The 26,066-nt window shown below is 70.1% G+C and carries 23 protein-coding genes; 16 read left to right on the top strand and 7 right to left on the bottom strand.

What is annotated here, in order from left to right; translation table 11 throughout:
* The first annotated feature begins 107 nt into the window (after positions 1-107).
* Positions 108-1,892, top strand: coding sequence for a 3-oxosteroid 1-dehydrogenase (kstD, locus tag AB0B91_RS09640; protein ID WP_358317848.1), 1,785 nt, complete (start codon positions 108-110; stop codon positions 1,890-1,892).
* 118 nt (positions 1,893-2,010) lie between these two features.
* On the opposite strand, the gene AB0B91_RS09635 is transcribed toward kstD, so the two are convergent.
* From AB0B91_RS09635 to AB0B91_RS09625, 3 genes are read right to left on the bottom strand one after another with little or no spacing between them, the layout of a single operon-like run.
* Entirely contained in the window at positions 2,011-2,469 is a 459-nt protein-coding gene (locus AB0B91_RS09635; protein WP_358317847.1) for a hypothetical protein, read from the bottom strand.
* Positions 2,466-3,635 carry a hypothetical protein gene (locus AB0B91_RS09630; protein ID WP_358317846.1) on the bottom strand — a complete coding sequence of 390 codons (1,170 nt, stop codon included), beginning with the start codon at positions 3,633-3,635 and terminating at the stop codon, positions 2,466-2,468. The genes AB0B91_RS09635 and AB0B91_RS09630 overlap by 4 nt, the downstream gene beginning before the upstream one ends.
* On the bottom strand, positions 3,628-4,119 hold the full coding sequence (locus tag AB0B91_RS09625; RefSeq protein WP_358317845.1) for a SigE family RNA polymerase sigma factor: 492 nt from the start codon (positions 4,117-4,119) through the stop codon (positions 3,628-3,630). The genes AB0B91_RS09630 and AB0B91_RS09625 overlap by 8 nt, the downstream gene beginning before the upstream one ends.
* Before the next feature lie 167 nt (positions 4,120-4,286).
* On the opposite strand from AB0B91_RS09625, the gene AB0B91_RS09620 reads away from it, so the two are divergent.
* The 10 genes from AB0B91_RS09620 to AB0B91_RS09575 all read left to right on the top strand — a co-directional run bounded on the left by AB0B91_RS09620 (position 4,287) and on the right by AB0B91_RS09575 (position 14,269).
* Positions 4,287-4,658 carry a hypothetical protein gene (locus tag AB0B91_RS09620; protein WP_358317844.1) on the top strand — a complete coding sequence of 124 codons (372 nt, stop codon included), beginning with the start codon at positions 4,287-4,289 and terminating at the stop codon, positions 4,656-4,658.
* A gap of 452 nt (positions 4,659-5,110) precedes the next feature.
* On the top strand, positions 5,111-6,106 hold the full coding sequence (locus tag AB0B91_RS09615; RefSeq protein WP_358317843.1) for a UDP-glucuronic acid decarboxylase family protein: 996 nt from the start codon (positions 5,111-5,113) through the stop codon (positions 6,104-6,106).
* Positions 6,107-6,469, top strand: coding sequence for a nuclear transport factor 2 family protein (locus tag AB0B91_RS09610; protein WP_358317842.1), 363 nt, complete (start codon positions 6,107-6,109; stop codon positions 6,467-6,469).
* A gap of 238 nt (positions 6,470-6,707) precedes the next feature.
* Positions 6,708-7,829 (top strand): hypothetical protein, encoded by a 1,122-nt coding sequence (locus AB0B91_RS09605; protein ID WP_358317841.1) that lies wholly within the window; start codon positions 6,708-6,710, stop codon positions 7,827-7,829.
* Positions 7,822-8,853 (top strand): glycosyltransferase family 2 protein, encoded by a 1,032-nt coding sequence (locus AB0B91_RS09600; RefSeq protein WP_358317840.1) that lies wholly within the window; start codon positions 7,822-7,824, stop codon positions 8,851-8,853. Before AB0B91_RS09605 ends, AB0B91_RS09600 begins: the two co-directional genes overlap by 8 nt.
* Positions 8,850-10,058, top strand: coding sequence for an ATP-grasp domain-containing protein (locus tag AB0B91_RS09595; RefSeq protein WP_358317839.1), 1,209 nt, complete (start codon positions 8,850-8,852; stop codon positions 10,056-10,058). The genes AB0B91_RS09600 and AB0B91_RS09595 overlap by 4 nt, the downstream gene beginning before the upstream one ends.
* Positions 10,055-10,747, top strand: coding sequence for a hypothetical protein (locus AB0B91_RS09590; RefSeq protein WP_358317838.1), 693 nt, complete (start codon positions 10,055-10,057; stop codon positions 10,745-10,747). Before AB0B91_RS09595 ends, AB0B91_RS09590 begins: the two co-directional genes overlap by 4 nt.
* A gap of 2 nt (positions 10,748-10,749) precedes the next feature.
* On the top strand, positions 10,750-12,027 hold the full coding sequence (locus tag AB0B91_RS09585) for a hypothetical protein (protein ID WP_358317837.1): 1,278 nt from the start codon (positions 10,750-10,752) through the stop codon (positions 12,025-12,027).
* Positions 12,024-13,259, top strand: coding sequence for a hypothetical protein (locus AB0B91_RS09580; protein WP_358317836.1), 1,236 nt, complete (start codon positions 12,024-12,026; stop codon positions 13,257-13,259). Before AB0B91_RS09585 ends, AB0B91_RS09580 begins: the two co-directional genes overlap by 4 nt.
* Positions 13,256-14,269, top strand: coding sequence for an NAD-dependent epimerase/dehydratase family protein (locus tag AB0B91_RS09575; protein ID WP_358317835.1), 1,014 nt, complete (start codon positions 13,256-13,258; stop codon positions 14,267-14,269). Before AB0B91_RS09580 ends, AB0B91_RS09575 begins: the two co-directional genes overlap by 4 nt.
* A 4-nt stretch (positions 14,270-14,273) precedes the next feature.
* On the opposite strand, the gene AB0B91_RS09570 is transcribed toward AB0B91_RS09575, so the two are convergent.
* The 3 genes from AB0B91_RS09570 to AB0B91_RS09560 all read right to left on the bottom strand — a co-directional run bounded on the left by AB0B91_RS09570 (position 14,274) and on the right by AB0B91_RS09560 (position 19,226).
* The gene (locus tag AB0B91_RS09570; protein ID WP_358317834.1) at positions 14,274-16,304 is read right to left on the bottom strand and encodes a hypothetical protein; all 2,031 of its coding nucleotides are present in this window, start codon (positions 16,302-16,304) and stop codon (positions 14,274-14,276) included.
* Between the two features lie 34 nt (positions 16,305-16,338).
* On the bottom strand, positions 16,339-17,865 hold the full coding sequence (locus AB0B91_RS09565; protein WP_358317833.1) for a protein kinase: 1,527 nt from the start codon (positions 17,863-17,865) through the stop codon (positions 16,339-16,341).
* A 110-nt stretch (positions 17,866-17,975) separates the two neighbouring features.
* Entirely contained in the window at positions 17,976-19,226 is a 1,251-nt protein-coding gene (locus AB0B91_RS09560; protein WP_358317832.1) for a Gfo/Idh/MocA family oxidoreductase, read from the bottom strand.
* 72 nt (positions 19,227-19,298) lie between these two features.
* On the opposite strand from AB0B91_RS09560, the gene AB0B91_RS09555 reads away from it, so the two are divergent.
* The 5 genes from AB0B91_RS09555 (at position 19,299) to AB0B91_RS09535 (ending at position 24,175) form a co-directional block, all read left to right on the top strand.
* Positions 19,299-20,471, top strand: coding sequence for an ROK family transcriptional regulator (locus AB0B91_RS09555; RefSeq protein WP_358317831.1), 1,173 nt, complete (start codon positions 19,299-19,301; stop codon positions 20,469-20,471).
* A 109-nt stretch (positions 20,472-20,580) separates the two neighbouring features.
* Positions 20,581-21,849 carry a sugar ABC transporter substrate-binding protein gene (locus tag AB0B91_RS09550; protein ID WP_358317830.1) on the top strand — a complete coding sequence of 423 codons (1,269 nt, stop codon included), beginning with the start codon at positions 20,581-20,583 and terminating at the stop codon, positions 21,847-21,849.
* Between the two features lies 1 nt (position 21,850).
* On the top strand, positions 21,851-22,807 hold the full coding sequence (locus AB0B91_RS09545; RefSeq protein ID WP_358317829.1) for a sugar ABC transporter permease: 957 nt from the start codon (positions 21,851-21,853) through the stop codon (positions 22,805-22,807).
* The gene (locus AB0B91_RS09540; RefSeq protein ID WP_358317828.1) at positions 22,800-23,630 is read left to right on the top strand and encodes a carbohydrate ABC transporter permease; all 831 of its coding nucleotides are present in this window, start codon (positions 22,800-22,802) and stop codon (positions 23,628-23,630) included. The genes AB0B91_RS09545 and AB0B91_RS09540 overlap by 8 nt, the downstream gene beginning before the upstream one ends.
* Before the next feature lie 11 nt (positions 23,631-23,641).
* A complete protein-coding gene (locus AB0B91_RS09535) occupies positions 23,642-24,175 on the top strand; it encodes a DUF4874 domain-containing protein (RefSeq protein WP_358317827.1) in 534 nt (177 codons plus the stop codon).
* Here the strand turns inward: AB0B91_RS09535 and AB0B91_RS09530 are convergent.
* Positions 24,165-25,715: an IS200/IS605 family accessory protein TnpB-related protein gene (locus AB0B91_RS09530; RefSeq protein ID WP_358317826.1), complete on the bottom strand. Its 1,551-nt coding sequence runs from the start codon at positions 25,713-25,715 to the stop codon at positions 24,165-24,167. The two genes, AB0B91_RS09535 and AB0B91_RS09530, sit on opposite strands and share 11 nt — an antisense overlap.
* Positions 25,716-26,066: the final 351 nt, after the last annotated feature.

The raw sequence follows: 26,066 nt of genomic DNA, 5'->3' as shown, positions 1-26,066 counted from the left end.
CCCCAGCTCGTCCGTAGCCGTCGCACCCGGCGCGAGGTGCCACCGCGGTTGTTCCTCCGACCACTGCGCTGCCCGCAGCGCACGCATGTTGAAGGGATCGATCCACCATGGCCGATTCGACGCCCGCCACGGCCCCCGCAACAACCACAGACGGACCCAGCCGCCGCACCCTGCTGCGCGGCGCCGCCATCGCCGGCGGAGTCCTCATGACCGAAGCGGCCCTGGGCCGCGCACCCGCGTACGCCGACGTCGAATATGACGTGGTGATCGTCGGATCGGGCGCGGCCGGGATGACCGCCGCGCTCACCGCGGCCAAGCGCGGCCTGCAGACGGTGGTGATCGAGAAGGCGCCGACGTTCGGCGGGTCGGCGGCCCGGTCCGGCGCCGGGATCTGGATACCGAACAACGAGGTGATCCTGGCCACCGGAGTCCCGGACACCCCGGCCAAGGCCGCCTCCTACCTCGCCCGCGTCGTCGGCGACACGGTGCCCCTCGCGCGGCAGCAGGCGTTCCTGGCGAACGGCCCGGCCATGATCTCGTTCGTGATCCGGAACAGCCCGCTGCGGTTCCGGTGGATGGAGGGCTACTCCGACTACTATCCCGACTTCCCCGGCGGAATGCCGAACGGCCGCTCCATCGAGCCCGACCAACTGGACGGGCACATCCTCGGCGCCGAACTCGCCCGGCTGAACCCCTCGTACATCCCCACTCCGGCCGGCCTGGTCGTCTTCAGCGCCGACTACAAGTGGCTGACCCTCAGCGCGGTCAACCCGAAGGGCCTGGAGGTGAGCGCCGCGTGCCTGGCCAGAGGCACCGCGGCCGCGCTCCGCGGCGAGAAGCCGCTCACCATGGGCCAGTCGCTGGCGGCCGGGCTCCGCGCCGGGCTGCTCGCGGCCGGCGTGCCGGTATGGCTGAACACCCCGCTCCTCGACCTGCGCGTCGAAGGCGGCCGCGTCACCGGCGTGGTCGTGACGCGGAACGGCGTGGAGACGCTGGTCAAGGCCCGCCGCGGGGTCATCGTGGGTTCGGGCGGTTTCGAGCACAGCGCGGCGATGCGCGCGGAGTTCCAGCGGCAGCCCATCGGGACCGGCTGGACGGTCGGCGCCAAGGAGAACACCGGCGACGGCATCGAGGCGGGCGAACGCGCCGGAGCCGCGCTGGACCTGATGGACGACTCCTGGTGGGGCCCCGCGATCCCGCTGCCCGACCAGCCGTACTTCTGCCTGGCCGAACGTACGCTGCCCGGCTGCATCCTGGTCAACGGCAACGGCGTGCGCTTCGTCAACGAGGGGGCGCCCTACAGCGACGTGGTACACGTCATGTACGACCGCAACACGGCGGCGAGTCCGCACATCCCCGCCTGGCTGATCGTCGACCAGAACTACCGCAACCGCTACCTGTTCAAGGACGTCGCGCCGCTGCTGCCGCTGCCCGACTCCTGGTTCACCAGCGGCGCCGCCTTCAAGGCCGCGACGGTGGAAGCGCTGGCGCAGAAGATCGGCGTCCCGGCGGCGGCGCTGCGCGCCACGGTCACCCGGTTCAACGGGTTCGCGCTGAGCGGCAAGGACACCGACTTCCATCGTGGCGACAGCGTCTACGACCGCTACTACGCCGACCCCTTCGTCAAGCCCAACCCCTGCCTGGCGCCGCTGTGGCTGCCGCCCTTCTACGCGTTCAAGATCGTCCCGGGCGATCTGGGCACCAAGGGCGGGATGCGTACGGACGCGCGGGCGCGAGTGCTCCGGGTGGACGGCTCGGTCATTCCCGGCCTGTACGCGGCCGGCAACGCCAGCGGCGCCGTCATGGGGCACAGCTACGCCGGCGCCGGCTCGACCATCGGCCCGGCCATGACCTTCGGCTATGTGGCCGCGAACGACATCGCCGACTCATAACTTCGCTTCTTGACTCCGCCCTATTGTGCCGGTAATCACGCTCACAGACCCCGGAAAGACCATGTGATGCGCGGGATACCGGCACAATGCGCGATTCCACCTTTTATGCCAGCTATTTTCAACTGATGTCGAGCCCGGCACTCATCGGCCGCGCACTGGAATGGTTCGACCTGCTCGTCCCCTTGACCGCCACGTTGCCGGTGGAATTGCTCTTCGACGTCCTGACCGACAGCGGCAGTGCCGCCGCGTACGCCAGGCCGTACCAGAGCGTCGAGCCGGGCCCGGCCGGCACGGCGGCGAGGCTGAGCGCCGCGACCAGGCCGAGCAGCGTGGCGGCGACCGCCGGACGCCGGGCGGCCACCGCCACGACCGCGGCGCCGCCCAGCACACCCACGGCGGCCAGGAGGTCGAGCAGGAGCCACGCGTCCAGCAGCCCGGCCCGCGCGATCGCGTGCAGCAGCGGATCCGGCACGGACCTGGTCCAGATCCAGGTGAGCCCGTCGTCCATCAGGTTGACGGCCGTGGGGAGCGCCACCAGCACGCTCACCATCCAGGTGCGCCCGTGGCGGCCGATCACCGGACCCGGGCCAGGCGGTAGGAGGCGCCGTCGTTCCACAGGAGCCAGTCGCCCGCCGCGTACGCCAGGCCCTTGAACGCGAACGACTGGCCGCTTCGCGGATCATAGACCAGGGACTGCCAGCTGGCCCCCTCGCCGGGCGTGAGCCCGCTGTACGCGATGAGCCGGTCACCCACCGTGAGCCGCGCGTACAGACGGGGGTATTGGGCGTTGAAAGTTCGTCCATCCGCCAATTGCGTGCCCCCGCCCACGATGATCTCCCCCGCCGGAGGTACGCGTGGGCCCTCGGTGACCCGCCAGTCGGCGCGGTCCGCTGTCCTGAGGACGCCGTCCACGACCCAGGCGAACGTGTCGCGGTTGGCCGCGCCCAGCCAGAGTTGTGACCGATCCGCACTGGTCCGGACGTTCACCCCCTCGGGCAGCGGGCGCTCGGCGACCAGGGCCCCCGACTCGACGTCCACCTGGCGCAGGCCGTTGGCCTTGGAGGGGTCGGCCACGAACAGGTCGGGATAGGAGAACGCGACCGCCTCTCCGGCGGCACCGGGCACCGCGGCCCCCTTGGTGCAGCCCTTCGCCGCCCACGGCCGCAACGTGGTGTCGCTGCCGACGATCGTCCCTCCGCTGACCCACAGCGAAGTCCCGACCATGTTCTCCGGCATGACCGGTGTGGTGCCGTTCCGGTCCCGGCAATAGAGGGGAGTGACGATGTTGGTCCCCGGCCATACGCGGACACTCGGTCCGGTGGCCGGTGTCGCGCCCGAGGCCGCACCCAGCGGGCGCAGTGGGCCGCCTTCCGGCCCCCACTCCCACAGCTTCTTCCGCGACCTGCCCAGCACGGACCCGTCCTCGCCAAGCGACTCGGGAAAGAACTCAGCTCCCTCCGTGGTCTTCGCCGGCAGGGCAGCCGAACCAGGGAGGTCGACCAGGTCGCCGAGCCCGTTGACGGAGTTGGCGACCGTCTGGCCCTGCCCGCCGATCTCCTGCCACGCCACCGGTACGGCCGCCGCCAGCGCGACCGCGCAGGCCGCCGCGGCGAACGCCAGCGCCCGCCGCCGCCTCCGCCTGACCGCGACGCCCCGGTGAACGCGGTCGGCCAGGTCCGCGGGCGGAACCGTCCGGCCGGGGTCGCCCAGCACGGCGCCGAGCCGCGACTCCACCTCATCCATGATCGACCTCCTGGTTGTCGAGAGTGGTGCGCAGCCTGGCGAGCGCCCGTGACGCCTGGCTCTTGACGGTGCCCGTGCTGCAGCCCAGCAGGCGGGCGATCTCCTTCTCGCTGCGCTCCTCGACGTAGCGCAGCACGAGGACCGCGCGCATCCGCGGGGGCAGCTCGGCGAGCCGTGCCCTGAGGCTCGCGTCGGCGAGCAGACCTTCCAGCCCGCTGTCCTCCACGGCGGGCTCGGGTGGGTCGGCCACCGTGACCTCCCGCCGGGGACGCCGCCAGCGGTTGGCCATGATGCGCAGCATCGCCGTACGGACGTAACCCTCCGGATCGTCCTTGCGGACGACCCGGCGCCAGTGCACCCCGGTCCTGGTCAGCGCCTCCTGCACCAGGTCCTCGGCGTCGTGCCGGTCTCCGGTCAGGACCATGGCGTAGCGGTAGAGCGCCGCCAGCCGCGCGGCCACGAATGATTCGAACGGATCCTCCACCCCTACAAGGACACATGAGGGGGGCAGAAGGTTGCGTCTACCCACGAGTGCCGCAATTCACCATGAAGCTTAAATGCGGCTCATTATTAAAAAGACGTCCTTTCGGCCGACCGGTTTCCCGGAGCTGATAAATTCCTGACCGTCGAAACAAGAGACAGGAGAGAACAATGACACTCACTCGTCAGGCCATTACGGCCGCCCTTTCATCGCTGCTCGTGGCGGGCGGCATGCTGGCCTTCGGCACCCCCGCCGAGGCCAGGTCCCAGTGCACTTCGACGGGCGCGGGCTATTTGTGCGTCAATGTGGATCCGCGCGGATATGACGCCTCCTACCAGAAGACCTCCGGCAGCACGGCGCACGTGGACTTCAATCTCGTCTGCGCCAACGGGCGCTGGTTCGGCGACGAGGGCTCGTTCTACATCTCGGCCGGCGAGACCCGGACCTACACCTTCGCCGTGGGCTCCCAGGGCAGCTGCTTCCTGAAGCTGATCGACATGCGGACCGGAGCGACCTGGGAGACGCCCAGCATCAGCCGGTGACCCGCCGCGCCGGTTGACAGCCTCGGGTGCCAACGTAGATCGTTTCCAGTGAAGATCCCCGGGGACCCTGGGAGCGTGATGAGGTTGATCAACGGCGTCGGTGCTCTCGTGGCGGTGGCGGGCGCCTCACGGGCCCGCCACCGCCTCATGGCCACGGGCGATCGGGACGCCCGATTATTCGCAACGCAGGCGAGCGGTCACCGAATGGAAGCGGGTCGCGAAAACCCCTACCCGACCGGCCAATGTTTACGAAGGATGTCTTGACGCTGACGAGTAGCCGGACATAGCATCGCCCCGCAATCGAAAAAGCGGGGGACATTAACATCTTACGCAACACGGCTCGGCGCATTACCAAAAGTAGAGGCGGCCGGCTTCCGCTGCGTAAGTAAAGCAGGAGGATCCACCTTGTCTTGTTCGGGCGCCCTGACCGGGCAAATTCCTGAGCTGCGCTTATGAGTCGGCCCACCGTGGCCATTACCGGTGGCGCCGGATTTCTCGGCTCGCATCTCTGTGAACGGTTTCTGGCCGAAGGTCATCAGGTCGTCTGCGTCGACAACTTTCTCACCGGATCGCTGGCCAACGTCGAGCACCTCATGGCCGAGGAACGCTTCCGGCTGGTCCGCACCGACGTGTCGTTGCACCTCGTCATCCCCGGCGACCTGGACGCCGTCCTGCACTTCGCCTCCCCCGCCTCGCCGACGGACTACCTGCGATTACCGATCGACACGCTGCGCGTCGGCTCCAACGGCACGTTCAACGCGCTGGAGCTGGCCAAGGAGAAGGGCGCGCGGTTCGTGCTCGCCTCGACCTCGGAGACGTACGGCGACCCGCTGGTCCACCCGCAGCCGGAGACCTACTGGGGCAACGTCAACCCGGTGGGACCACGCGGGGTCTACGACGAGGCCAAGCGGTTCGCCGAGGCCACGACCATGGCCTACCGCCGGGCCCACGGCGTCGACACGGCGATCCTGCGGATCTTCAACACGTTCGGGCCTCGGATGCGGCCGTTCGACGGGCGGGCGATCCCCACGTTCGTCCGCCAGGCGCTGCTCGGCGAGCCGATCACGGTCACCGGTGACGGCAGCCAGACCAGGTCCATCTGCTACGTGGACGACCTGATCGAGGGGATCGTCCGGCTGTGCAACTCGGACCTGGACGGCCCGGTCAACATCGGCAACCCGCACGAGCTGTCCGTGCTCGCGCTGGCCGAGTGGATCAGAGAGCTCACCGGCTCCGCGTCGGAGATCGAGTTCACGCCGCGTCCCCAGGACGACCCGACCGTGCGCCGCCCCGACATCACGCTGGCCAGGACCCGGCTGGGCTGGGAGCCGCGGACACCGATCGAGGAGGGGCTGTTGCACACCATCGCCTGGTTCCGCCGGCACCCGCAAACGTGGCACGCCAAAGAAGTCACGGGCCACGCCGACCTGACCACCGCGGCGACCTAGATGGAATTCTCACAAGCGCTCGCCGCGCATTTGCGCGCGATAGAAACGCGTGACCTGGACGGATTTCTGGCCACCGTCCACCCGGACGCCTCGGTGATTCTGCCCAACGGAAAACTGCTGACCGGAAAGGACGCGATCGGCGAGTTCCACGTCGCCTGGTTCGGGGACCCGGATTGGTCGCTCAAGACGGCGGTCATCCGGACGGAGACCTTCGGCGAATCAGCATTCGTGGTGCTGTCCGTCGCGTACGCCGATCTGGACGCCGAAGGCCGGCCGTACGAGAAGTCCTATTACCTCACGCTGTACTTCGCCCGATTCGACGGACAGTGGCTGCTCGTGCACGACCAGAACACCTTCAGCTGAGCGAGGTGGCCCCCTGAGCAGGCTTCGATCCACGATCAATCTCGCGCCGGTCGCCTACCATCTGGCCCGGATCCGGCGGCGGGAGCGCCTCGGCCACGCCGAGCAACTGGACCTCCAGGCAGGGCTGTTACGCACCCTGGTACGCCACGCCTACGAGAACGTCCCCCACTACCGGCGGCTCCTCGACCCAGCCCTGGTCGAGCGATTACAGAGCGCCCGTGACCTGGCCGGCTTCCCCGTGCTGGACCGCATGGACCTGCACGGCGCGGCCGGCGACGAACTGCTCGCGACCGGCTTCACCGCCGAGAACACCCGCGCGGCCACGACCAGCGGCTCCTCCGGCATCCCGATCACGATCCGCAACTCGGAACGGGATCTCGGCTACCTGCGCGCGACCTACCTCCAGGACATGCTGTCCAACAGGCTGCGCCCCACCGACCGGATCGCCTACTTCCGGGTCAACCCCTTCCTGCGCCATCCGCTGGAGCGGTTCGGCGTGCTGCGGAACTTCCACATACCGACGAGCCGCTCGCTGGACGAGCAGGTGGCGGCGTTCCTGGCGGCCCGGCCGACCTTCCTGATCGGATTCCCCAACGTCATCCGCAGCGTCGTCGACGAGCTGCGGCGGCGCGGCATCCAGCACCAGGGCGTCCGGACCGTGCTGTTCGGCGGCGAAAGGCTGTCGCCGGCCGCGCGGGCGCACATCCTCGACTACTTCGGCACGGCCCATCGGGAGGTGTACGCCTCCGTCGAGGTCTTCACCATCGCCCGCACCTGCCCGCGAGGGGCGCTGCACCTGCGTACGTCCGACCTGGTGGTGGAGGTCGAGCACGAGGACGGGACCGTCTCGGTGGAGGACGGCGAGGGTGACATCCTCATCACCCGGCTGCACAGCGAGGCGATGCCGTTGATCCGCTACCGGCTCGGCGACCGGGTCCGGATCGGTCCGAACGACTGCCCGTGCGGGGTGGCCCGGACCCCGATCGTGCGGGAGGTGATCGGCCGCAGCCAGGACCGGATCGCCGGCGCCGACGGCAGGCGCTACTACGGCGACTTCCTCACCTACGCCGTGCAGGACTTCCCCGAGGTGAGCCGCATGCAACTGGTCCAGCGTCGGCCGGGGTCCGTTGACGTGCGGGTGGTGCTGGCCCACGACGCCCGTCCCGGCGTGCCGGGCGACATCCGGGACTCGGTCCTGCGCGCGGCACCCGACCTCGAGGTCACGGTCCTGCCGGTCCAGGAGATCGCCCCGGAGTCCAACGGCAAGATCAAGCTCGTCAAGGTGCTCGATCCCTCCGGGGATCCGCCGAATGTGCCGCCGGACAAGCCGATGGAGAAAGGGGCTGCGGCGGATGTCTGATTCCTCTCTGCGGGAGAAGCCACCGATCACGAAACCGGCGGACCGGCCACGGCCGGGTATCACCGCCATGATCCCGTGCTACAACGAGATCGACTGCGTCGAGCGGGCGTACCAGGAGATCCGGTCCGAGCTGGCCGCCTACGACGACGTCGAGCTGCTCTTCGTCGACGACGGGAGCACGGACGGCACCCTTGAGGCGATCAAGGGCTTCGCCGCCGCGGACCCCCGAGTCAAGTACCTCTCCTTCGCCCGCAACTTCGGGCTGGAGGCGGCGTTCTCCGCCGGCTTCAAGTACGCCTCGAAGCCGTGGACCGTGCAGTTCGACGCCGATCTCCAGTCTCCGCCGGAAGAGATGCACCGCCTGGTGGACAAGGCGCTCGAAGGGTACGACGTGGTGTTCGCGGTCCGTGAGAACCGGCAGGACCCCTGGTACCGGCGGCTGGGCACGAGCGGCCACCAGCTGATCGCCCGCCGCTGGCTGGGCATCGAGCTGCCGCCCGGCGCGTCGGTGTTCCGGATCGTCAAGACCAGCGTGGCGCGCAAGGTGGTGGACAGCCGGCTCTCCACGCCGTACTTCATCGCCACCGCGCCGCTGCTCGGCGCCCGCTACACCACGCTGCCCACCTCGCACCGCCCGCGCGTCGACGGCCAGGGCAAGTGGAACCTGCGCAAGCTGGTCTCCCATGCCGTCGAGCTCTTCGTCGGGTTCTCCTTCCGGCCGCTGGTGTGGCTGAGCGCGCTGGCCGCCGTCGTGGTGGTGGCCGGGGTGGCGGTCCTGGCGCTGGCGCTGGCAGGCCGGTTCGGCCCGACCGAGCTGGCGGAGGCCAGCCTGGTCACCGGCCTGATCACGCTCGTCACGCTCGCGGTGGTCGCCCGCTATCTCGTACGGATGATGCGCGTGCAGGCGATCGGTATGCCCCGCTACCAGATCAGGGAGGCCAACATCCCGATCCGGGCGGACGAGGCCCTGTACGGCTACGAGACCCCCTATGTCGGCACCGAGGTATGGGAGAACGCCTCATGAGGAACCTCATCGTGCTCGGCGGCGGCGAGGACCAGATTCCCGCCTACCGCGAGGGCCGCCGGCTCGGCTACCGGGTGATCGGCGTGGACCAGCGCCCGGACGCCCTCGGTGCCGCGGAGGCGGATCACTTCCTCTGCATGACCAGCCGGGATCCGGAGGGGATCGCCCAGGCCCTCGGCCCGATCGACGTGGCGGCCGTCATCTCGCCGGCCAGCGACGCGGCCCAGGAGGCGGTCGCCGAGCTGAGCCGCTTCTACCGCACCGCCCACCAGCCCGCCCCGGACGCGCTGCGCTGCTCGGTGGACAAAGGGTTCTTCCGTGACGTGGTCGGCCGGCTCGGCCTGCCCACCTACCGCCACGCCCAGCACGACAGCATCGACGAGCTCACCGAGGCGGCCGGCCGTCTGGGCTATCCGCTGATCGTCAAGCCGGCCGACTCCTCGGGCAGCAAGGGCATCACCGTGCTCGACGGCCCCGCCGGGCTGGTGGGCGCCATCGAGCACGCCTGGAAGCACTCCTTCTCCCGGCAGGTGATCGTCGAAGAGCTGGTGGCCGGGCGGCACTGCGCCGTGGAGTCCTTCTTCGCCGACGGCGAGCTGGCCTTCATGGCGGTCACCGACCGCGTCATCACCGGGCCGCCGGCGATGATCAGCCTGTCCCACATCGTCCCCGCCGACCTCGACGACGACGTCCACGCCCGGCTGAGCGAGGCGGTCAGCGCGATCTGCGCGGCGGTCGGCCACCGGCAGGGGCCGGTGAACTTCGACTTCGTGCTCACTCCCGGCGGCGACATCTGCTTCATCGAGATGGGCGCCAGGCTGGGCGGCAACGGCATGCCGCTGATGGTCCAGCACGCGTTCGGGCTGAACACCGTCGAGGCGGCCATCCGGCTGGCCCTGGGCGAGCCGCTGCGCATCAGCGTCTCCTGCCGCAGGACGGCCGTGCTGCGGATCCTGGCCGCCGACGTCGACGGCGTGCTCACCGCGATCGAGGGCCTCGACGAGCTCCGGCGGATGCCCGAGGTCGTCGACGTCCAGGTGTTCAAGACGGCAGGCGAGCACGTACGCGCCTACACGCAGGCAGGCAACAAGCTCGGCTACCTGGTCATGGTGGCCGACACGCGCGAGCAGCTGGAATCCGCTCTGGATGAAGCGCTGCGCACCCTCCGGTTCGTGATCGAGCCTGATACGAGAGGTTCAGAATGATCCCCCGCAAGCACGTCGGCTTCCTGATCTTCGTGGCGCTGGCGGTGATCGCCGCGGCGTTCGTCTGGTTCGGGCTGCCGCACGACCGCCAGGTGAAGTCGCTGTGGATCTTCCTGGTGAAGCTGCTGCCGTTCGTCTTCGCCACCGAGGCGATATCCAGGCTGGACGTGGAGTGGGCCAGGCGGATCCGGCTGCCGGTGCTGGTGATCCCGGCGGCGTTCCTGCTGTACTTCCTCTACTTCGTGCCCAAGATCTTCTTCTTCGGCTCCGAGGTGGCCGGGACCCGTGAGGCGTACTACGACCTCTACTACCACGTCCTCACGCTGACCCCGTTGATCATCGTCTCCCTGGCCATGGCGTTCCGGCTGGGCGGCGGCTCGGCGGGGACGGTACGCAGGCTCGGCTACGGCATGCTGCTGCTGATGCTGTCCGGCCTGGAGGACCTGGCGTTCCTCACGGTGAACAACCACGTCGACCCCGCCTTCATCACCATCCCCGAGGTCTGGGACTGGGCCACGCACATGAGCGTGTTCATCGGTCACGCGCCGAGCAAGTACGAGGCGTACGCCTTCATCGCCGTTCACGTGGTGCTGGCGCTCGTCGTCTTCCTCAGCCCGCAGCGCTGGTGGGAGTCGCTGGGCCGCAAGCTCACGCCGAAGGCGCTCCAGGCCCGCTCGGAGAGCGTGTAGCGATGATCATCCGCGAGGCGGGCTACGTCCCGCTCAGCATCGCGCGGCAGTACGGCAGCGCCGCGGGGCTGCGCCGTCGCCAGCTTCGCGGGGTCAACCAGATGCTGGAGCTGGCCCGTACGCGGGTGCCGTACTACCGCGATGACCCGCGCTACGCCCGCGGCCCCCTCCGTGACCTCGCCGAGCTGGCCGAGCTGCCGGTGCTGGACAAGCAGGTGCTGCGTGAGCAGCCGTTGGAGCGGCTGCTCGCCGACGGCGTCGACCAGGAGCGGTGCCATTCCTTCCAGACGAGCGGCAGCACCGGCCGCCGGGTCCGGATCCTGCACGACCGCGACAGCCACGACTACCACATGGCCGCGTGCGTGCGCCGGTTCCTGGCGACGGGCCGTTACCTGCCGACCGACCGGCTCAGCCACATCCGGCCGTTCGCGCCGCCGGCCAGGGCGTTCGAGCGGTTCGGGCTGTTCCGGCGGCACGTGATCCTCTCCCACCGGCCGATGCGCGAGATCAAGGCGGACCTGCTGGCCAACCGGCCCAAGGTGCTGATCGGCTACCCCGTTCACCTGCGGGCCCTGCTGCGCGAGCTCACCCCGGACGAGCTCGCCCGGCTGCGGCGGACGCTGCGCATCGTGCTGACCGAGTCGGAGCTGCTGCTGCCCGAGCACCGGGCGATGTTCGCCGAGCGGTTCGGCGCTCCGGTCTTCGACGAGTACTCGGCCTTCGAGGTGCTCAACGTCTCCTACGACTGCCGGTACGGCCGCGCGCACCTGGGCGAGGACCGCGTCTACTGCGAGATCGTCGACGCTGCGGGCGACCCGGTCCCGGACGGCGAGGCCGGGCAGGTGGTCGTCACCGCGTTCATGGAACGGGCCATGCCGCTGCTGCGCTACAGCCTGGGCGACATCGGCCTCATCGAGCCCGGCCGCTGCCGTTGCGGCCGCCGCTTCCGCACCCTGCGGCTCACCACGGGGCGCAGCAACGACTACGTCACGCTCCCGTCGGGCGAGCGGCTCTACCCCGACGCCTTCCTCCACCTGGCCGCCACCCATCCGGGCATCAGCGAGTGCTTCGTGCACCAGGACACGGCGGGCCTGGTGCGGGTGCACGTCGTGCCCAGCGCCGGCACGGCGGGCGAGGTGCTGGCGACCGTGCGGGACAAGCTCTTCGGCCTGGCCGGCGGCGAGTTCCCCCTGGAGGTGGTGCCCGCCGAGTCCGTCCAGATCACCCCCGGCGGCAAGGGGAGATTCGTCACCTCCGACTACGGCACGCCGCCCGCATGAGACTCGCGGCACCGAGACAGCTCATGGTGCTGCTCGGCGGGCGGGCCGCCTTCCGGGGGACGCTGCTGCTGGCCAACGTCGTACTGCTGGCGTTCTGGAGCTCCGGGGACTACGCCGGCTACGCCCAGGCGATGGGCGGCGCCGCGTTCCTCACGCCTCTGGCCTCGATCGGGATCGAGAAGTGCGCGCTGAAGCTGATCCCGCGGGCGCGGCACACCGTCGGCCTGCTGGTCGGCGTCTTCGTGGCGCTGGCCGGGCTGCTGCTGGCGGTCGCGGTCGCGGTCCTGGGGGGCGTGCTGCTCCTCGGGCACAACGGCCCGTGGGTGCTGGCCGGGCTGGCCGGCCTGTACGCGATCAGCGTCGGCGCCAACCAGGTGCTGGTCGGCCTGAGCCGGGCCATCGGCAAGCCGGGCCGCGACGTGGCCAACCATCTCATCCTGGCCACGGGACTGGCCTGCTCGACGGGCGCGGCGGCGACGGGACACGCCTCGCCCGTGGCGTTCCTGGCCCTGTGGCTGACGACCGTGACCGTGCTCAACGTGGCGCTGCTGGCCGGGCTGCGGCCGAGCTTCGCCGGGCTGCGGCGCCGGGTCCTGGTACGCGTCGCGGTGGGGACGTCCCTGCTGATGGCGATCCCCGACGTGGTCGCGGGGGTGTCGATGAGCCTGCTGTTCGTGACGCTCTCGGTGACCGGCGCGCAGGCGGAGAGCACCGGGCTCTACATGGCCTCCATCGCCTCGGGAACACTGCTCAACGCGTTCGGCTACCTGCTGCGCGTCCTGCAGCCCGGCGTCTCCCAGGCGCTGAACCAGCGTGACCTGACCGCGGCCTTCGACCGGCTGTCCCGCTGGCTGCGCCTGCTGCTGCTGGCCGGAACCCCTTATGTGGCGGCCGTCTCCTGCGTGGCGCCGCTCCTGCTGCGCCCGCTCGGCGGTCTGGGCGTCGTCATCCTGTACGTGGCCTGCGTGCCGGTCATCTTCGCGGTGGGCAGCGCCAGCTACGTGATGGAGAACGCCACTCCCCTGGCGCTGCGCGCCACCGCGGTGGGTGCGGTGGTGTCGCTGCTGGCGGTGGTGGCGCTGGCCGCCGTCGTCGTGCCCTGGGCCGGGGCGCTCGGCGCGGTGGGCGTGCTGGCCGCCGGCGCGCTCGTCCACGCGGCGGTCCTCCTGCGCTGGCTCCGGCCGCGGCGCACGCTCTCCCCTCACCCTGTAGCGAAGGAGTCTCTGTCATGACCCATACCTCGCTGGTCACCGGCGGCGCGGGCTTCATCGGCTCGCATGTGGCGGCCGACCTGCTCCGGGCCGGCCATCGCGTGGTGGTGCTCGACGACCTGTCCGGCGGCGACCCGGCCAACGTGCCGGACGGCGCCCTCTTCCACCACGGCAGCGTCTGCGACCCCGAGGTAGTGGACGCGTTGTTCGCGGAGTGGAAGTTCGACTACGTCTTCCACCTGGCCGCGTACGCCGCCGAGGGACTGAGCCATTTCATCAAGCGTTACAACTACACCAACAACGTGATCGGCAGCGTCAACCTCATCAACGCGGCGGTCAACACCGGGACCGTCCGGTGTTTCGTCTTCACCTCCTCCATCGCCGTGTACGGCCACGCCGAGCCGCCGATGACCGAAGACCTGGTGCCCGCGCCGGTGGACCCGTACGGCATCGCCAAGTACGCGGTCGAGCAGGAGTTGAAGGTCACGCACGAGATGTTCGGCCTGCCGTACATCATCTTCCGCCCGCACAATGTGTACGGCGAGCGGCAGAACATCGGCGACCGCTACCGCAACGTCATCGGCATCTTCATGAACCAGATCCTGCGCGGCGAGGAGTGCACGATCTTCGGGGACGGCGAGCAGACCCGGGCCTTCAGCCACATCGACGACGTCGCGCTCCCGATCGCCCGGTCCATCGGCAACCCGCGGGCCTACGGGGAGACGTTCAACATCGGCGGCGACCGGCCGTACACGGTCAACGAACTGGCCGGCGCGGTGGCGGCGGCCATGGACGCGCCGCTCCGCGTCCGGCATCTGCCCGCGCGCCACGAGGTGGTGCACGCCTACTCCTCCCATGACAAGGCCCGCGAGCTGCTCGGCGTCGGTACCGGCGAGGTGTCGCTGGCCGACGGGCTGGCGCAGATGGCCGCCTGGGCGAAGAAGCACGGTCCGCAGGAGCCGTCGGTGTTCTCGGGGATCGAGGTGGCCCGCAACATGCCGCCGTCCTGGCAGGCGCTCATCGTCCCCTGACCGGTCACTGGCGGGACAGGGCCCGGGTGATGCCGGTGACGATGGTGGTGACCAGGATCCAGCCCGCCAGCACCAGGCCGTAGGCGACCCACTGACCGCCGCCGACCGGCTGGAACGCCTTCTCCTGACCGAAGTCGATCAACGGGAACAGCAGGTCCAGGGCGTACACCACGGCGTTGAACGCGGGCCCCTTGCCTGCCTCGGCGGGCGGCGGGGGGTCGAGCGCGAACACCGCCGCCCCCAGGACGAGCAGGGCGACGAACCAGGCGGCGGCGCGCATCGGCCGGTAGCCGTATCCGACTGTGATGTCCTGCAGCGCGCCCCACGCGCGGGCGGGCCCGCCCAGCGTGGCGCGCCGCCGCCGCTGCTTGGCCAGCAGGACCGTGCGAGCCTCCTCATCGTGCCCGAGCCGCCGGTAGATGCCGGCCAGCTGCTCGTACGGCTGCGGCACGTACTCGTCCGCGCCGTCTTCCAGCCAGGCCAGGCGCCGGGCGGCGGGCAGCGTGGGATCCAGCACCTCGTACGTCAGGCCGTCCTGCCGGCCCGGTGACCAGGTGGCCGCGTCGTCACGCAGCACCCCGATGCGGGCGTGTCGCAGGTCGACGATGCCCTCGGGCACCTCCTTCGGGCGCAGGTACAGCTCACTGGCCTCCAGTTGCCAGGCCGCCAGCGCCCGGCCGCCGGGATTGGACAGCGTGGCACCGTTGAGGGTCACGAGCCGGCGGACCCGGGTCCCGATCAGCGCGACCTCGCCTTCCGAGGTGAAGCCGTGCCCGCAGGACAGCCCGCTGCCGATGGTCGCCGCGGCCGCGTCCAGCGTCCTGCCGCCGGGGTTGCTCAGGCGGGCGCCGTCGAAGTCGGCGAACGTGCCGATGGTGGCGTCGGCCAGCCGTACCTCGCCTTCGGCGCGGAACCCGTCCACGCAGGCCAGCCCGCCGCCGATGGACACGCCGTCGGCGTCCAGCGCCACCTCGCCAGGGGCGGAGAGGTCGGCGCCGGCCAGGCGCAGGGATCCGGTGACGCGGGCCTGGGACAGGCAGACCCGGCCGCGCGCGGTGAGCCCGCGTGCCTCGATCGTGCCTTCGACCTGGATCTCCTCCGCCTGGAGCGCGACGCCGCCTGGGTTGTCCAGATGGGCGCCGTTCAGGTTGAGCTCGCGGTCGACGCGCGAGTCGGCCAGGCGTACCGTGCCGGTCGCGGCGAAGGTCCCGCCCAGGTAGAGGCCGCCTTCGGCGGTGATCCGCGAGCCGCGTAAGGCCATCCCGCCGGGGTGGTCGATGGTGGTGCCGGTCAGGGCGAGGGGCCCGCTCACGCGGGCGTTGCGGAGGCTGATCATTCCGGTGACCGTCATGCACCGGCAGAACACGTTGCCGTCGGCGACGAGCCCGTCCAGCGTCAGGGCGTGCCCGTCAGAGGCGGTCAGCCGGGCGTCGTCCATGATCAACGTACCGCTGACCTTGACGTTGGAGAGCCGGACGTGGCCCTCGGACCGCAGCTCAATGGCGGCGATCCCGCGATCGGCCTGGAGCCGGTCGCAGTCGATCGCCAACCCCGGCGTGCGCGCGTGGGCGCGGTCGAGCGTCAGGCTGCCCGCGATCTGTGCGCCGCGCAGGTCCACCAGCCCGGTGAACAGGCAGCCCTCCAGCCGCAGATGGCCGCCGATCTGGGCGTTCGAGGCCGACAGTCCCGGCAGCCGGGACCCGGTGAAGCTCAATTGTTGGCAGCGCGCCCAGTACAGGCGCGGCACCTGCTCGAAGTCGCAGGACAGGAACCGGGCCGGGTGGGCGATGGTGGAGTGGGCCAGGTCCAGGCGTCCGGTGATGCGCGCGCCTTTGACGCGCAGGGCTTGCGACTGCCGTGGTTCGTCCCGCAGCAGCAGCTCGGCGATCACCTTCGCGCGGATCGTCCGTTCCGGGCCCCAGCTCGCGCTTGGGGAGTCCTCGTCCGGTTTACCGGTACGGAAGTCGACCAGCTCGCCCTGGGGGAACGCGTCCCACACCCGGCGTTCGGCCGTGGACAGCTCCTCGACGCGCATGCGGTGAATTCTGCCGCAAACCCCGCGGAGCCGGTCATTTGACGCCGATCGCCATCTCCACCTCTGTGCCGGTGCACGCGGACGCTCCGGCGGGCGGGCTGAGGGCCGCCACCTTGCCGATCCAGTCGCGGCCCTTCCGGTAGCCGACCTTCACCGTGAAGCCCGCCTTCTCCACGGCCGCCTTGCCCTGGTCGAGCGGCCAGCCGCGGGCGTCGGGCACGCGGGCGCGGGCCGCGCTCATCACCAGGTCGACCGTGCTCGTGCCGGGCCGGACGGCTGTGCGCAGGACGCGGCCGGGGGTGCCGCTCGTGGAGCAGTCCGGGGTGAGTTTTCCGATCGTCAGCCCGGCCTGCTGGAGCTTGGCCGTCGCGTCCTTCTCACGCAGCCCAGTCACGACCGGCACCGTCGGACCAGCGGCCGGACCGGCGGTCGGGCTGGTCGCCGTCAGGTTGGTCGCCGCCGTGCTGGTGACGGCCGGGCTGCTCGTAGTCGGGCCGCTCGCGGTAGGGCGGGTCGCCGTCGTTCCGGCCGTGGTCGGGGATGCGCTCGCCGAGGGGCGGGTGGAGACGACCGTGCTGGTACGGGTGTCCGCGCTCACCGTCTTCGGGGCCCACGGCCGGACGGCCGCCGCGCCCGCGCCGGCGCCGACCAGCAGGGCCGCCGCCACGGTGAGCGCCACGCGGCGCCTCGGCCGGGCACCGCCGGACGGCTCGGTGGGCGGGTCGAGCTGGGCGGCGGCCTGGAGATCGACCGACCGGCCGCCGAGCAGTGTCAGCAGGAGTTCCTGTGCCGTGGGCCGCGACGCCGGGTCCTTGGCCAGGCATCTGTCCACCAGATCGCGCAGCGGCGACTGGATCGGGGACAGGTCGGGGGTCTCGTTCAGCACGCGGTTGATCACCGCGGGGATCGAGTCCTGCCCGAACGGCGCCTTGCCCAGGGCCGCGAACGCGATCGTCACCCCCCACGCGAAGACGTCCGACGGGGCGCCCGCGGGCGAGCCCGCGAGCTGCTCCGGCGAGATGTACGCAGGGGTGCCCATGATCTGGCTGGTCGCCGTGGCCGTGGTGTCCGCCTCACGGGCGATGCCGAAGTCGATGACGCGCGGCCCGTCGGGGCCGATCAGCACGTTGCCCGGCTTGAGGTCGCGGTGCACGATGCCGGCCTGATGAATGGCGGTCAGGGCGGTGGCCATCCCGATCGCGAGGCGTTCCAGCGTGCTCCCGCTGACGGGTCCGTCCTTCGCCACCCTTTCGGCCAAGGAGGGGCCGTCGATGAACTCGCTGATCAGGTACGGCTGGCCGCCCAGCATTCCGGCGTCCACCACCTGGGCCGTACAGAATCGGGCCACCTGTTTGGCCAGCGCCACCTCGCGCATGAACATGCGCTGCGCGCGCTCGTCGTCCCACGAGCCGGCGTTCAGCAGTTTGGCCGCGACGCGTTCCCCGGCCGGCCCTTCGGCCAGGTACACCTCCCCCTGCCCGCCCCTGCCGATCCGGCCGATCACCTGATAGACGCCGAGCCGGCGTGGGTCACCCGAACGCAGGGGTTCTACAGCGCGCATCATTTCCTCCCCAGAAAGGTCACCTCCTATTCGATGTCGCCACACGTCTGGATTTCGGGCGGCTGACTTGCTGCTCGGCCGATCAGTGACAGTTATCACTTGGACAATCGCTACCCCAGGTGAACGACCGCGTCCGTGGCTCTGGCGCGTTCCGCGGCCCACACGACGCGGTGGGTCGCGAGGCTCTCGGCGGCGTCGGAGTAGAGCAGCGCCGGGTCGCCCGTGGCGACCGCGGCGAGGAAGGCGTCCGTGAGCGCCTCGTCCCCGCCCGCGTGCCCGTCCCCCGCCGACGGCCCCGCGCCCTCGTGGGTGTCGACGACCTCTTCGCGGCCGGTACGGAAGTCGGTCAGGCGCAGCGTACGGCCGTCGCCGTCGATGTAGCCGTGCGTGCCCAGCAGCCGGGTACGCCGGTGCCCCATCGGCGTGAACGCGCTCATCGTGAACGAGCACGTCGCCCCGTCGGGGAACTCCATGTTGACCACCTGGTGATCGACCACGTCGTTGTCGCACGCGTACACGCAACGACCATAGGGCCCGGTGCGCAGCGCCTGGAGCACGCCTTCCTCGGTGCGGGCCTGCGTGACCGCCGACAGCGGCCAGAACTCGCTGTCCGGGTCGCCGAGGCAGCCGAGATACAGCCGTTTGGCCGAGTAGGGGCAGCTCGGCTCCAGCGGGCAGTCGGTGCAGCGGTCCGCCGCGCCCTCCGGGCGTTCGGAGGCGCGGAAGTGGGTCAGGTTGCCGAACGAGCTGACCTTGGCCGGGATCCGGCCGAACAGGTGGATCAGCCAGTCGATGTCGTGGCACGACTTGGTCAGCAGCATCGGGGCCGAGGTGTCCTCACGGCGCCAGTGGCCGCGGACGAACGAATGCGCGTGGTGCCACCAGCCCACCGGTTCGAGATGCTGGACGCTGACGAGCCGGCCGATGCGGCCGCCGTCGAGCAGTCGCTTCAGCGTCCTGGTGTACGGGGTGTAGCGCAGCACGTGGCACACGGCCAGCATGATCTTGTTGCGTTTCGCCGCGTCGGCGATGGCGGTGGCCTCCTGCTCGCTGGGCGCCATCGGCTTCTCCAGGAGGATGTGGTAACCCAGGTCGGCCATCCGTACGGCCGGGCTCATGTGCAGGTGGTCCTGGGTGGCGATGATCGCCGCGTCGGCGACCCGGCCGGCCGCCGCGAGCTGCGTCCAGTCGGAGTAGACCATGTCCGGCGCGACCCCGAATTCCGCCGCGGCCGATTCGCGCCGGTACGGGTCCGGCTCGGCCACCGCAGTCACGCGCCCCAGGCCGGCCACCGTCGCGTGGCGCGCGTACGACTGCCCGCGCAGCCCGGCGCCCACGAGGGCTAGAGTCACCCCAGACATGGGATCCTTTCCCGAAATTAACATGGAGCCCCTCATTATTAGTGGTGAGGAGGCAGACCTCAAGGGGGTGTGGTGGCCGAAGATCTGGGCGGAGGGGATCTCTCCCGGCTCCGCCAGCTCAACGCGCTGGCCGCGATCCGGACGCTGCGCGGCGAGCCGGCGCTCACCGTGACCGAGCTCTCCCGGCGCACCGGGCTGTCCCGCGCCTCCACCGAGGACGTGGTGCGCGAGCTGCTGGAGCGCGGCTGGGTGGCGGAGACGGAGCCGACCACCGGCACGGTCGGCCGTCCGGCCAGGCGTTATCGCTTCCGCGCGGACGCGGGCCACGTCCTCGGCGTCGACATCGGCGGCCACAAGATCCTGGCGGTGGTGGCCGATTTGGACGGCGAGCCGCAATACAGCAGCAGAGTCGCGGTCACCCCGGAGATGGGGCGCCGGGAGCGGCTGGCCGCGGTGGACCAGGCCGTCAACGGCTGCCTGGCCGGGGCGGGTGTGGCCGCGTCCGATATGTGGGCGACCGGGGTGGCCACCACCGGACTGGTCGACGGGACCGGGCGGGTCATGCTCTCGAACGCGCTGCCCGAGTGGACCGGCGTCGACCTGGCCGCCCACCTGGGGCGGATCGTGGCCGGGCCGATCCTGGTCGAGAACGACTGCAAGCTGGCCGCGCTCGCGGAGTCCTGGCGTGGGGTGGCGCGGTACGCCAAGGACGTGGTGTTCCTGCTGGCCGGGCTCCGTACCGGCACCGGGCTGATCATCGACGGCAAGCTGCACCGGGGGTTCGGGAACGCCGCCGGGGAGATCGGCGCGCTGCCGGTCGCTGGCTGGATCCGCGCGCAGGACCAGCTCAAGTCGTGGCCGGGCCAGCCGTCCGAGGTGGCCGGGGATCCCGACTCGATCGCCGCCGACCTGTTCTCCGCCGCCAGGAACGGCGACCGCCGGGCCGCCTCGGCCGTCCGCCGCTACGTCAAGGACCTGGCGGTCGGCGCCTCGGCCCTGGTGCTCACCCTCGACCCCGAACTGGTCGTGGTCGGCGGCGGTTTCTCCAGGTCGGCCGACCTGATCGTGGAGCCGCTCCGCCGCGAGCTGGACCGCTGGTGCATCCGCACTCCCGAGGTCAGGGTGTCCGCCTTCGCCGACGAGGGGGTGGCGCTCGGCGCCGTCCGGCTGGCGCTCGACCACGTCGAGCAGGCGCTCAGGGGCGGTGGCCAGCTCGCCTCACCGGACCGCTTCTCCCGGGGCTGAGCGTGCCGTAATCGAATCGATGCTTGACTTAATTTCCATGGGCTCCATGATTATCCACAAGTTCGAGACCGTGGCGCCGGATGCGCCTCGCTCGTCAGGGAGGTCCAGGATGCGGAAGTCGGCGCGGCTCGGCGCGGCTGTGTTCGGGGTGGTGCTCGCCGTCTCCGCCTGCTCGGCGGGCGGTGATGAACCGGCTGCCCCGGCCGGCCAGGAGAAGGTCACGTTGTCGTACGCGATGTGGGACAACAACCAGAAACCGGTGATGGAGGAGCTGGGCAAGGCGTTCACCGCCACCCACCCGAACATCACCGTGAACGTCCAGCTCACCCCCTGGGAGGGCTACTGGACCAAGCTCAAGGCGGCGGCCACGGGCGGCGCGGCGCCCGACGTCTTCTGGATGAACGGCCCCAACTTCCAGCTCTACGCCTCCAACGGCGTGATCCGCCCGCTGGAGGAGGAGATCACCAAGGACAAGGTGGACCTGTCGGTCTATCCCAAGCCGCTGGTCGACCTGTACACCTTCGACGGCAAGCACTTCGGGCTGCCGAAGGACATGGACACGATCGGCGTCTGGTACAACAAGACGCTCTTCGACGCCAAGAAGATGCCCTACCCGGCCGACGGCTGGACGTGGAGCGACTTCAAGCAGGCGGCGGCCAAGCTGAGCGACCCGGCCAAGGGTGTCTACGGCACCGCCGCCCAGCTGACGAGTTTCCAGGAATACCAGTACAACACCATCGATCAGGCGGGCGGGTTCGTGATCTCCCCGGACGGCAGGAAGTCCGGCTACGACAACCCGCAGACGATCGAGGGCCTGCGCTTCTGGACCGACCTGATCAAGAACAAGCAGTCCCCCGACCTGAAGACCATGACCGACACGTTCCCGCTGCAACTGTTCGAGGCCGGCAAGATCGCCATGTACTGGGGCGGTTCGTGGAACGTCTCGGAGTTCGCCGCCAACGACTACACCAAGGACAAGGTGGACGTGGCGCCGCTGCCCAAGGGTGAAAAGCAGGCCACGATCATCCACGGGGTGGCCAACGTCGTGTCGGCCAAGACCGAGCACCCGGCGCAGGCCTGGGAGTTCGTCAAGTTCCTCGGCTCCAAGCAGGCCGCCGACCTCCTCGGCAAGAAGGGGCCGATCCCGGCGTACAACGGCACCCAGAGCGCGTGGGTGGCCGCCCATCCCGAGTTCAAGCTGCAGACCTTCCTCGACGCGGTGGCCTACGCGGCGCCGTTCCCGGTCTCCAAGAACACCGCCGCCTGGAACGAGGCGGAGCTGACGTACCTCACCAAGGCCTGGACCGGCGAGGAGCCGGTCGAGAAGGCGGCCGCCGAGCTGGCGACGGCGATGAACGCCCTGCTCGCCAAGGAATGACATGACGCTCACCACCCGCCGAAGCGCGACGAAGGCGGCGCCGGCCCGGCACCGCCCGCGCCGCAAGGACCACGCGGTCGAGGCCTTGTGGGGGTACGCGTTCATCGCCCCGGTCGGGCTGGGCCTGGCCGTCTTCTACCTCTGGCCGGTCCTGCAGACCGCCTACTTCTCCTTCACCGAGTGGGGCGCCTTCGGCGGCCACACCTGGACCGGACTGGAGAACTACCTGCGCCTGGCCGTGGACCCCGAGATGGGCCAGGCGCTGGTCAACACGCTGACCTACACCGTGCTCGGGCTGCTGGCGATCCCGCTGGCCATCGTCTTCGCCGCGCTGCTCAACACCAAGGGGCTGCGCGGGGTGGGCGTCTACCGCACGATGTTCTTCCTGCCGGTCGTCACCATGCCGGTCGCCATCGCCATGGTGTGGCGGTGGCTCTACAACGGCGACTACGGCCTGATCAACCAGGTGCTGTCGCTGGTCGGCATCGACGGCCCCAACTGGATCGCCGACCCGGCCACCGCCCTTCCCGCCCTGGTCGTGGTCGGGATCTGGAGCAGCGTCGGCTACAACCTGATCATCTTCCTGGCCGGCATGCAGGCGATCCCCAAGGAGTACTACGAGGCGGCGGCGATCGACGGCGCGGGCCCGGTCCGGCAGTTCTTCAAGGTCACGCTGCCGCTGCTGTCGCCGACGGCGTTCTTCGTGTCGGTGGTCTCGGTGATCGGCTCGCTGCAGCTGTTCGACCTGGTGTACGTGATGAGCGGCTCGGGGTCGTCGGCCCGGTCCAATCCGGCCTTCCCGCGTCTGGAGACGGTGGTCCAGCTCTTCTACGAGCGGGCCTTCGTCACCAACGACCGCGGCTACGCGGCGGCGATCGTGATGGCGCTGCTCATGCTGATCATCGCTTTGACCGCGTTCCAGTTCAGGCTCCAGCGAAGGTGGGTGCACTATGGCTGAGGCCCCCACGACCGGCGGGCGCCGTCTCGGGCTGCACGCGGTGCTGGTCGCCGCGTCACTGGCGATGGTGGCGCCGTTCGCCTGGCAGATCATCACCTCGCTCAAGACGCTCAGCGAGGCCACCAAGGTCCCCCCGTCGGTGCTGCCCGGCGGCCACTGGGAGAACTACGGCCAGGTGTTCGGGCTGCTGCCCTTCGGCCACCAGTTCCTCAACACGGTGCTGATGGCCGCCGGGCGGACCGTGGGCCAGGTGCTGCTGTGCTCCATGGCCGCCTACGCCTTCGCCCGGCTCCGCTTCCCCGGCAAGAGGCTGCTGTTCGGGGTCTTCCTGTCGGTGCTGATGGTGCCGCCGCAGCTGTTCATCATCCCGCAGTACCAGATCATGTCGTCGCTGGGCTGGCTGAACAGCCTGCAGGCGCTCATCGTCCCCGGCCTGTTCAGCGCGTTCGGGGTCTTCCTGCTGCGCCAGTTCTTCCTCGGCCTGCCCCGCGAGCTGGAGGAGGCGGCCCGGCTGGACGGCGCGGGGCCGCTGCGGATCTACTGGTCGATCATGCTGCCGCTGGCCAGGCCGGGGCTGGTCGCCCTGGGTGTCCTGGTGTTGCTGTGGTCGTGGAACGACCTGTTCTGGCCGCTGGTGGTCAACACCGATCCCGAGCAGATGACGCTGTCGGCCGGACTGACCGCGCTGCAGGGGCAGTTCCAGACCAACTATCCGGTGCTCATGGCGGGTTCGCTGCTCGCCTCCCTGCCGGTCATCGCCGTCTTCGTCTTCCTGCAACGCCAGTTCATCCAGGGCATCGCCCACACCGGCATCAAGGGCTGAGGAGCCGCCCTATGTTCAAAGATTACGCAGGCTCTGCGCCCTCCTCGCGGCAGGCGGCGCTCACCCGCTTCCAGAACCAGCTCGCCACCGTGCGGGCCGCTGGGCTCAAAGCCATCATCCGGTTCGCCTACACCGTGTCCACCACCGGCGACGACACCACCAAGGCCCGGATGCCGACCCACCTCGACCAGCTGGCGCCCTATCTCAGCACCAACAGCGACGTGATCGAGGTCGTCCAGGCCGGATTCATCGGCGCCTGGGGCGAGTGGTACTACACCCAGAACTTCGGGAACGCGGGAACGGTCAGCACCGCCGACTGGGCCAACCGCAAGGCGGTGACGGACAAGATCCTCAGCGTCCTGCCGTCGTCGCGGATGATCCAGGTCCGCACGCCCAAGATCAAGCGCACCATGTACGGCACCACCGCGCTGACGCCCGCCCAGGCGTACAACGGCTCGGCCCAGGCCAGGGTCGGCCACCACAACGACTGCCAGCCCCGACGACTACGGCGAACACCGCCGTCGAATACCGTTCCTAAAGACTGAGCGGGAGTGGGTCCTGTTGCCAGGGCTCATGCTCGGCCGCGCGCCCCGAACGGTGGTGGGCGTGCTGGTTGCCCGCGTTCTGGCCGCGTCCGGGCAGCGCGGATCGTGTCCGTGGTCCGGGTACGCGGAGGCGGGGTCCCTCACGCCCAAGAACCTCCGGCCCGGCCTGGACGCTCCGATGCCCGCGACGATCGCTCTGGTCGTCGTGGGGCGGTGTCGTCCGTCGCCGGATCGGGTGCCCTTGAGCGCGCCTGCCGATCGCGATACTCGCGGCATCGTGCCGGCTGGTCTTGCGGTTGTTGCAGGTGAGGGGCTGTTTCCAGTGCTGTGCCCCCCATTTGGAGGTGTAGGCCGGGTCCACGGCGATGATCGCGATACCGGTCGCCTGGGCCATGCTGGACAGGCGGGCGCGGAGGCGGCGGGTGGGCATGCCGGAGATGAGCTGCCGGAACCGCTTGTTGCGGCCGTGTTTCTCGCGGGTCTTCTCAGCGGCGAAGTCGAGGTCTTCGACGGCGATCGCCGTCACCTGGCAGGAACGGGCCCAGTGCAGCAAGCGGGTCAGGGCATGCCGGACCTGCGCGTCGCGGTGCCCGGCGGTGCCGGACAGGTCGTAGACGAAGCGGCGCGGGTCGCCGATCGGGTTGCCGTGCACGTCCAGCCGCCAAGCGGCCAGATGATCGGCATTGGTGTCCACCCCGATCACACCGTCGGCCAGCGCCGCCTCCAGCGGCATCGTCACGGTCGGCTGATGCTGCCAGGAGGCGGTCAGATACCAGCGGCCACGTGCCGCGTCCAGGTGGATGCGGTAGGCGACGGCCTGGTGGGCTTCTATCCGGTCGGCCCACTGCTGCCCGCGGTGCGCGAAGCGCACCTTGGCTGCGAGCACGTACCGGCCGTGCTCGGCGTTGGCGTAGGCGGCGAGCGGGGCTGGCAGCTTGATGCTGACTTCGCCGTCGGGGGTGACGCGGATCGTCTCATTGCCAAACCGCTTGCCCGACTCGCCATCGGCCTGCAGAAACCACCGCTCAGCCTCCCACCGATCTCGCCACCCCGCCTCGGTGAGATTTGCCGCGGCCAGATGATGCCGGGTGCGCGCGAGCCGCTTGCCGCCCCGCACCACCCGCACCCGCCCAGCCTCCCAGTCGGCGCGCTTCCGCTCCAGCCTGCCGCTCAGCATGGACAGGCGGCGCTTCTTGGCATGCCACTCCTGCCGGCTGCGGTAGCCGCCCGGCGTCTTCTTCGAGCCCTTCGCGCCGATCGGCTGAGCCAGCCGATGCACGATCGCAGCGATACCGGCCTCAAGCGACTGGATGTGTGCCCACTGGCCACGGCGGGCCAGCGCCCACTGATCATGCGACGCCTTCGTGATCGCCCCCGCCCACCGCGACGACGACTCCGGCGTCAACTCCCGTTTACGCGCCGCCCACGCCTGGCTGGAATGCTCCAGCCCAGCACGACAACGCACCGCCAGATCCCGCGAAGCCAGAACACCGAGATGCGCACCCACCAACCGCAGCACCCGCTCATCCCGCGCCGTCAAACCTTTTAGCCGATCTTGGATTGCCACCCCGGACGGCCCCAGGGCGACGAACGGCGCAGCTATCGGCCGCAGCGACTCAGCCATGCGAGTCAGCCATGTGCGGCGGCCTCCAACGCCGGGCGGGCACATCCGCCCGGCGAACGGCGACCGTACCGGTGGGCGCACCACGACGTCACCGCATCCACCGGGGAAGCCAACCGGTACGTCCGCATGACCCAAACCCCCCACCGTCACAGAAAGTGACCGCAAGAATACCATCAGTTGACTGTGTCGGGTAGAACGTATGAGCGACACCTGGACACCACGGGGCGCTCATGACCCATGCACGTCACCACCGTCGGCATCCGGGGC

Source organism: Nonomuraea sp. NPDC049141 (assembly GCF_040648415.1).
Lineage (GTDB): Bacteria > Actinomycetota > Actinomycetes > Streptosporangiales > Streptosporangiaceae > Nonomuraea.
Note: the sequence above shows the minus strand (reverse complement) of the source record. Positions and strands in the feature narration are given on the sequence as shown.

Coding starts and splice junctions, on each gene's coding strand:
- kstD (WP_358317848.1), top strand. CDS start 108: ATGGCCGATTCGACGCCCGCCACGGCCCCCGCAACAACCACAGACGGA.
- AB0B91_RS09630 (WP_358317846.1), bottom strand. CDS start 3,635: ATGGATGAGGTGGAGTCGCGGCTCGGCGCCGTGCTGGGCGACCCCGGC.
- AB0B91_RS09620 (WP_358317844.1), top strand. CDS start 4,287: ATGACACTCACTCGTCAGGCCATTACGGCCGCCCTTTCATCGCTGCTC.
- AB0B91_RS09615 (WP_358317843.1), top strand. CDS start 5,111: ATGAGTCGGCCCACCGTGGCCATTACCGGTGGCGCCGGATTTCTCGGC.
- AB0B91_RS09610 (WP_358317842.1), top strand. CDS start 6,107: ATGGAATTCTCACAAGCGCTCGCCGCGCATTTGCGCGCGATAGAAACG.
- AB0B91_RS09600 (WP_358317840.1), top strand. CDS start 7,822: ATGTCTGATTCCTCTCTGCGGGAGAAGCCACCGATCACGAAACCGGCG.
- AB0B91_RS09595 (WP_358317839.1), top strand. CDS start 8,850: ATGAGGAACCTCATCGTGCTCGGCGGCGGCGAGGACCAGATTCCCGCC.
- AB0B91_RS09590 (WP_358317838.1), top strand. CDS start 10,055: ATGATCCCCCGCAAGCACGTCGGCTTCCTGATCTTCGTGGCGCTGGCG.
- AB0B91_RS09585 (WP_358317837.1), top strand. CDS start 10,750: ATGATCATCCGCGAGGCGGGCTACGTCCCGCTCAGCATCGCGCGGCAG.
- AB0B91_RS09580 (WP_358317836.1), top strand. CDS start 12,024: ATGAGACTCGCGGCACCGAGACAGCTCATGGTGCTGCTCGGCGGGCGG.
- AB0B91_RS09575 (WP_358317835.1), top strand. CDS start 13,256: ATGACCCATACCTCGCTGGTCACCGGCGGCGCGGGCTTCATCGGCTCG.
- AB0B91_RS09570 (WP_358317834.1), bottom strand. CDS start 16,304: ATGCGCGTCGAGGAGCTGTCCACGGCCGAACGCCGGGTGTGGGACGCG.
- AB0B91_RS09565 (WP_358317833.1), bottom strand. CDS start 17,865: ATGCGCGCTGTAGAACCCCTGCGTTCGGGTGACCCACGCCGGCTCGGC.
- AB0B91_RS09560 (WP_358317832.1), bottom strand. CDS start 19,226: ATGTCTGGGGTGACTCTAGCCCTCGTGGGCGCCGGGCTGCGCGGGCAG.
- AB0B91_RS09550 (WP_358317830.1), top strand. CDS start 20,581: ATGCGGAAGTCGGCGCGGCTCGGCGCGGCTGTGTTCGGGGTGGTGCTC.
- AB0B91_RS09545 (WP_358317829.1), top strand. CDS start 21,851: ATGACGCTCACCACCCGCCGAAGCGCGACGAAGGCGGCGCCGGCCCGG.
- AB0B91_RS09540 (WP_358317828.1), top strand. CDS start 22,800: ATGGCTGAGGCCCCCACGACCGGCGGGCGCCGTCTCGGGCTGCACGCG.
- AB0B91_RS09535 (WP_358317827.1), top strand. CDS start 23,642: ATGTTCAAAGATTACGCAGGCTCTGCGCCCTCCTCGCGGCAGGCGGCG.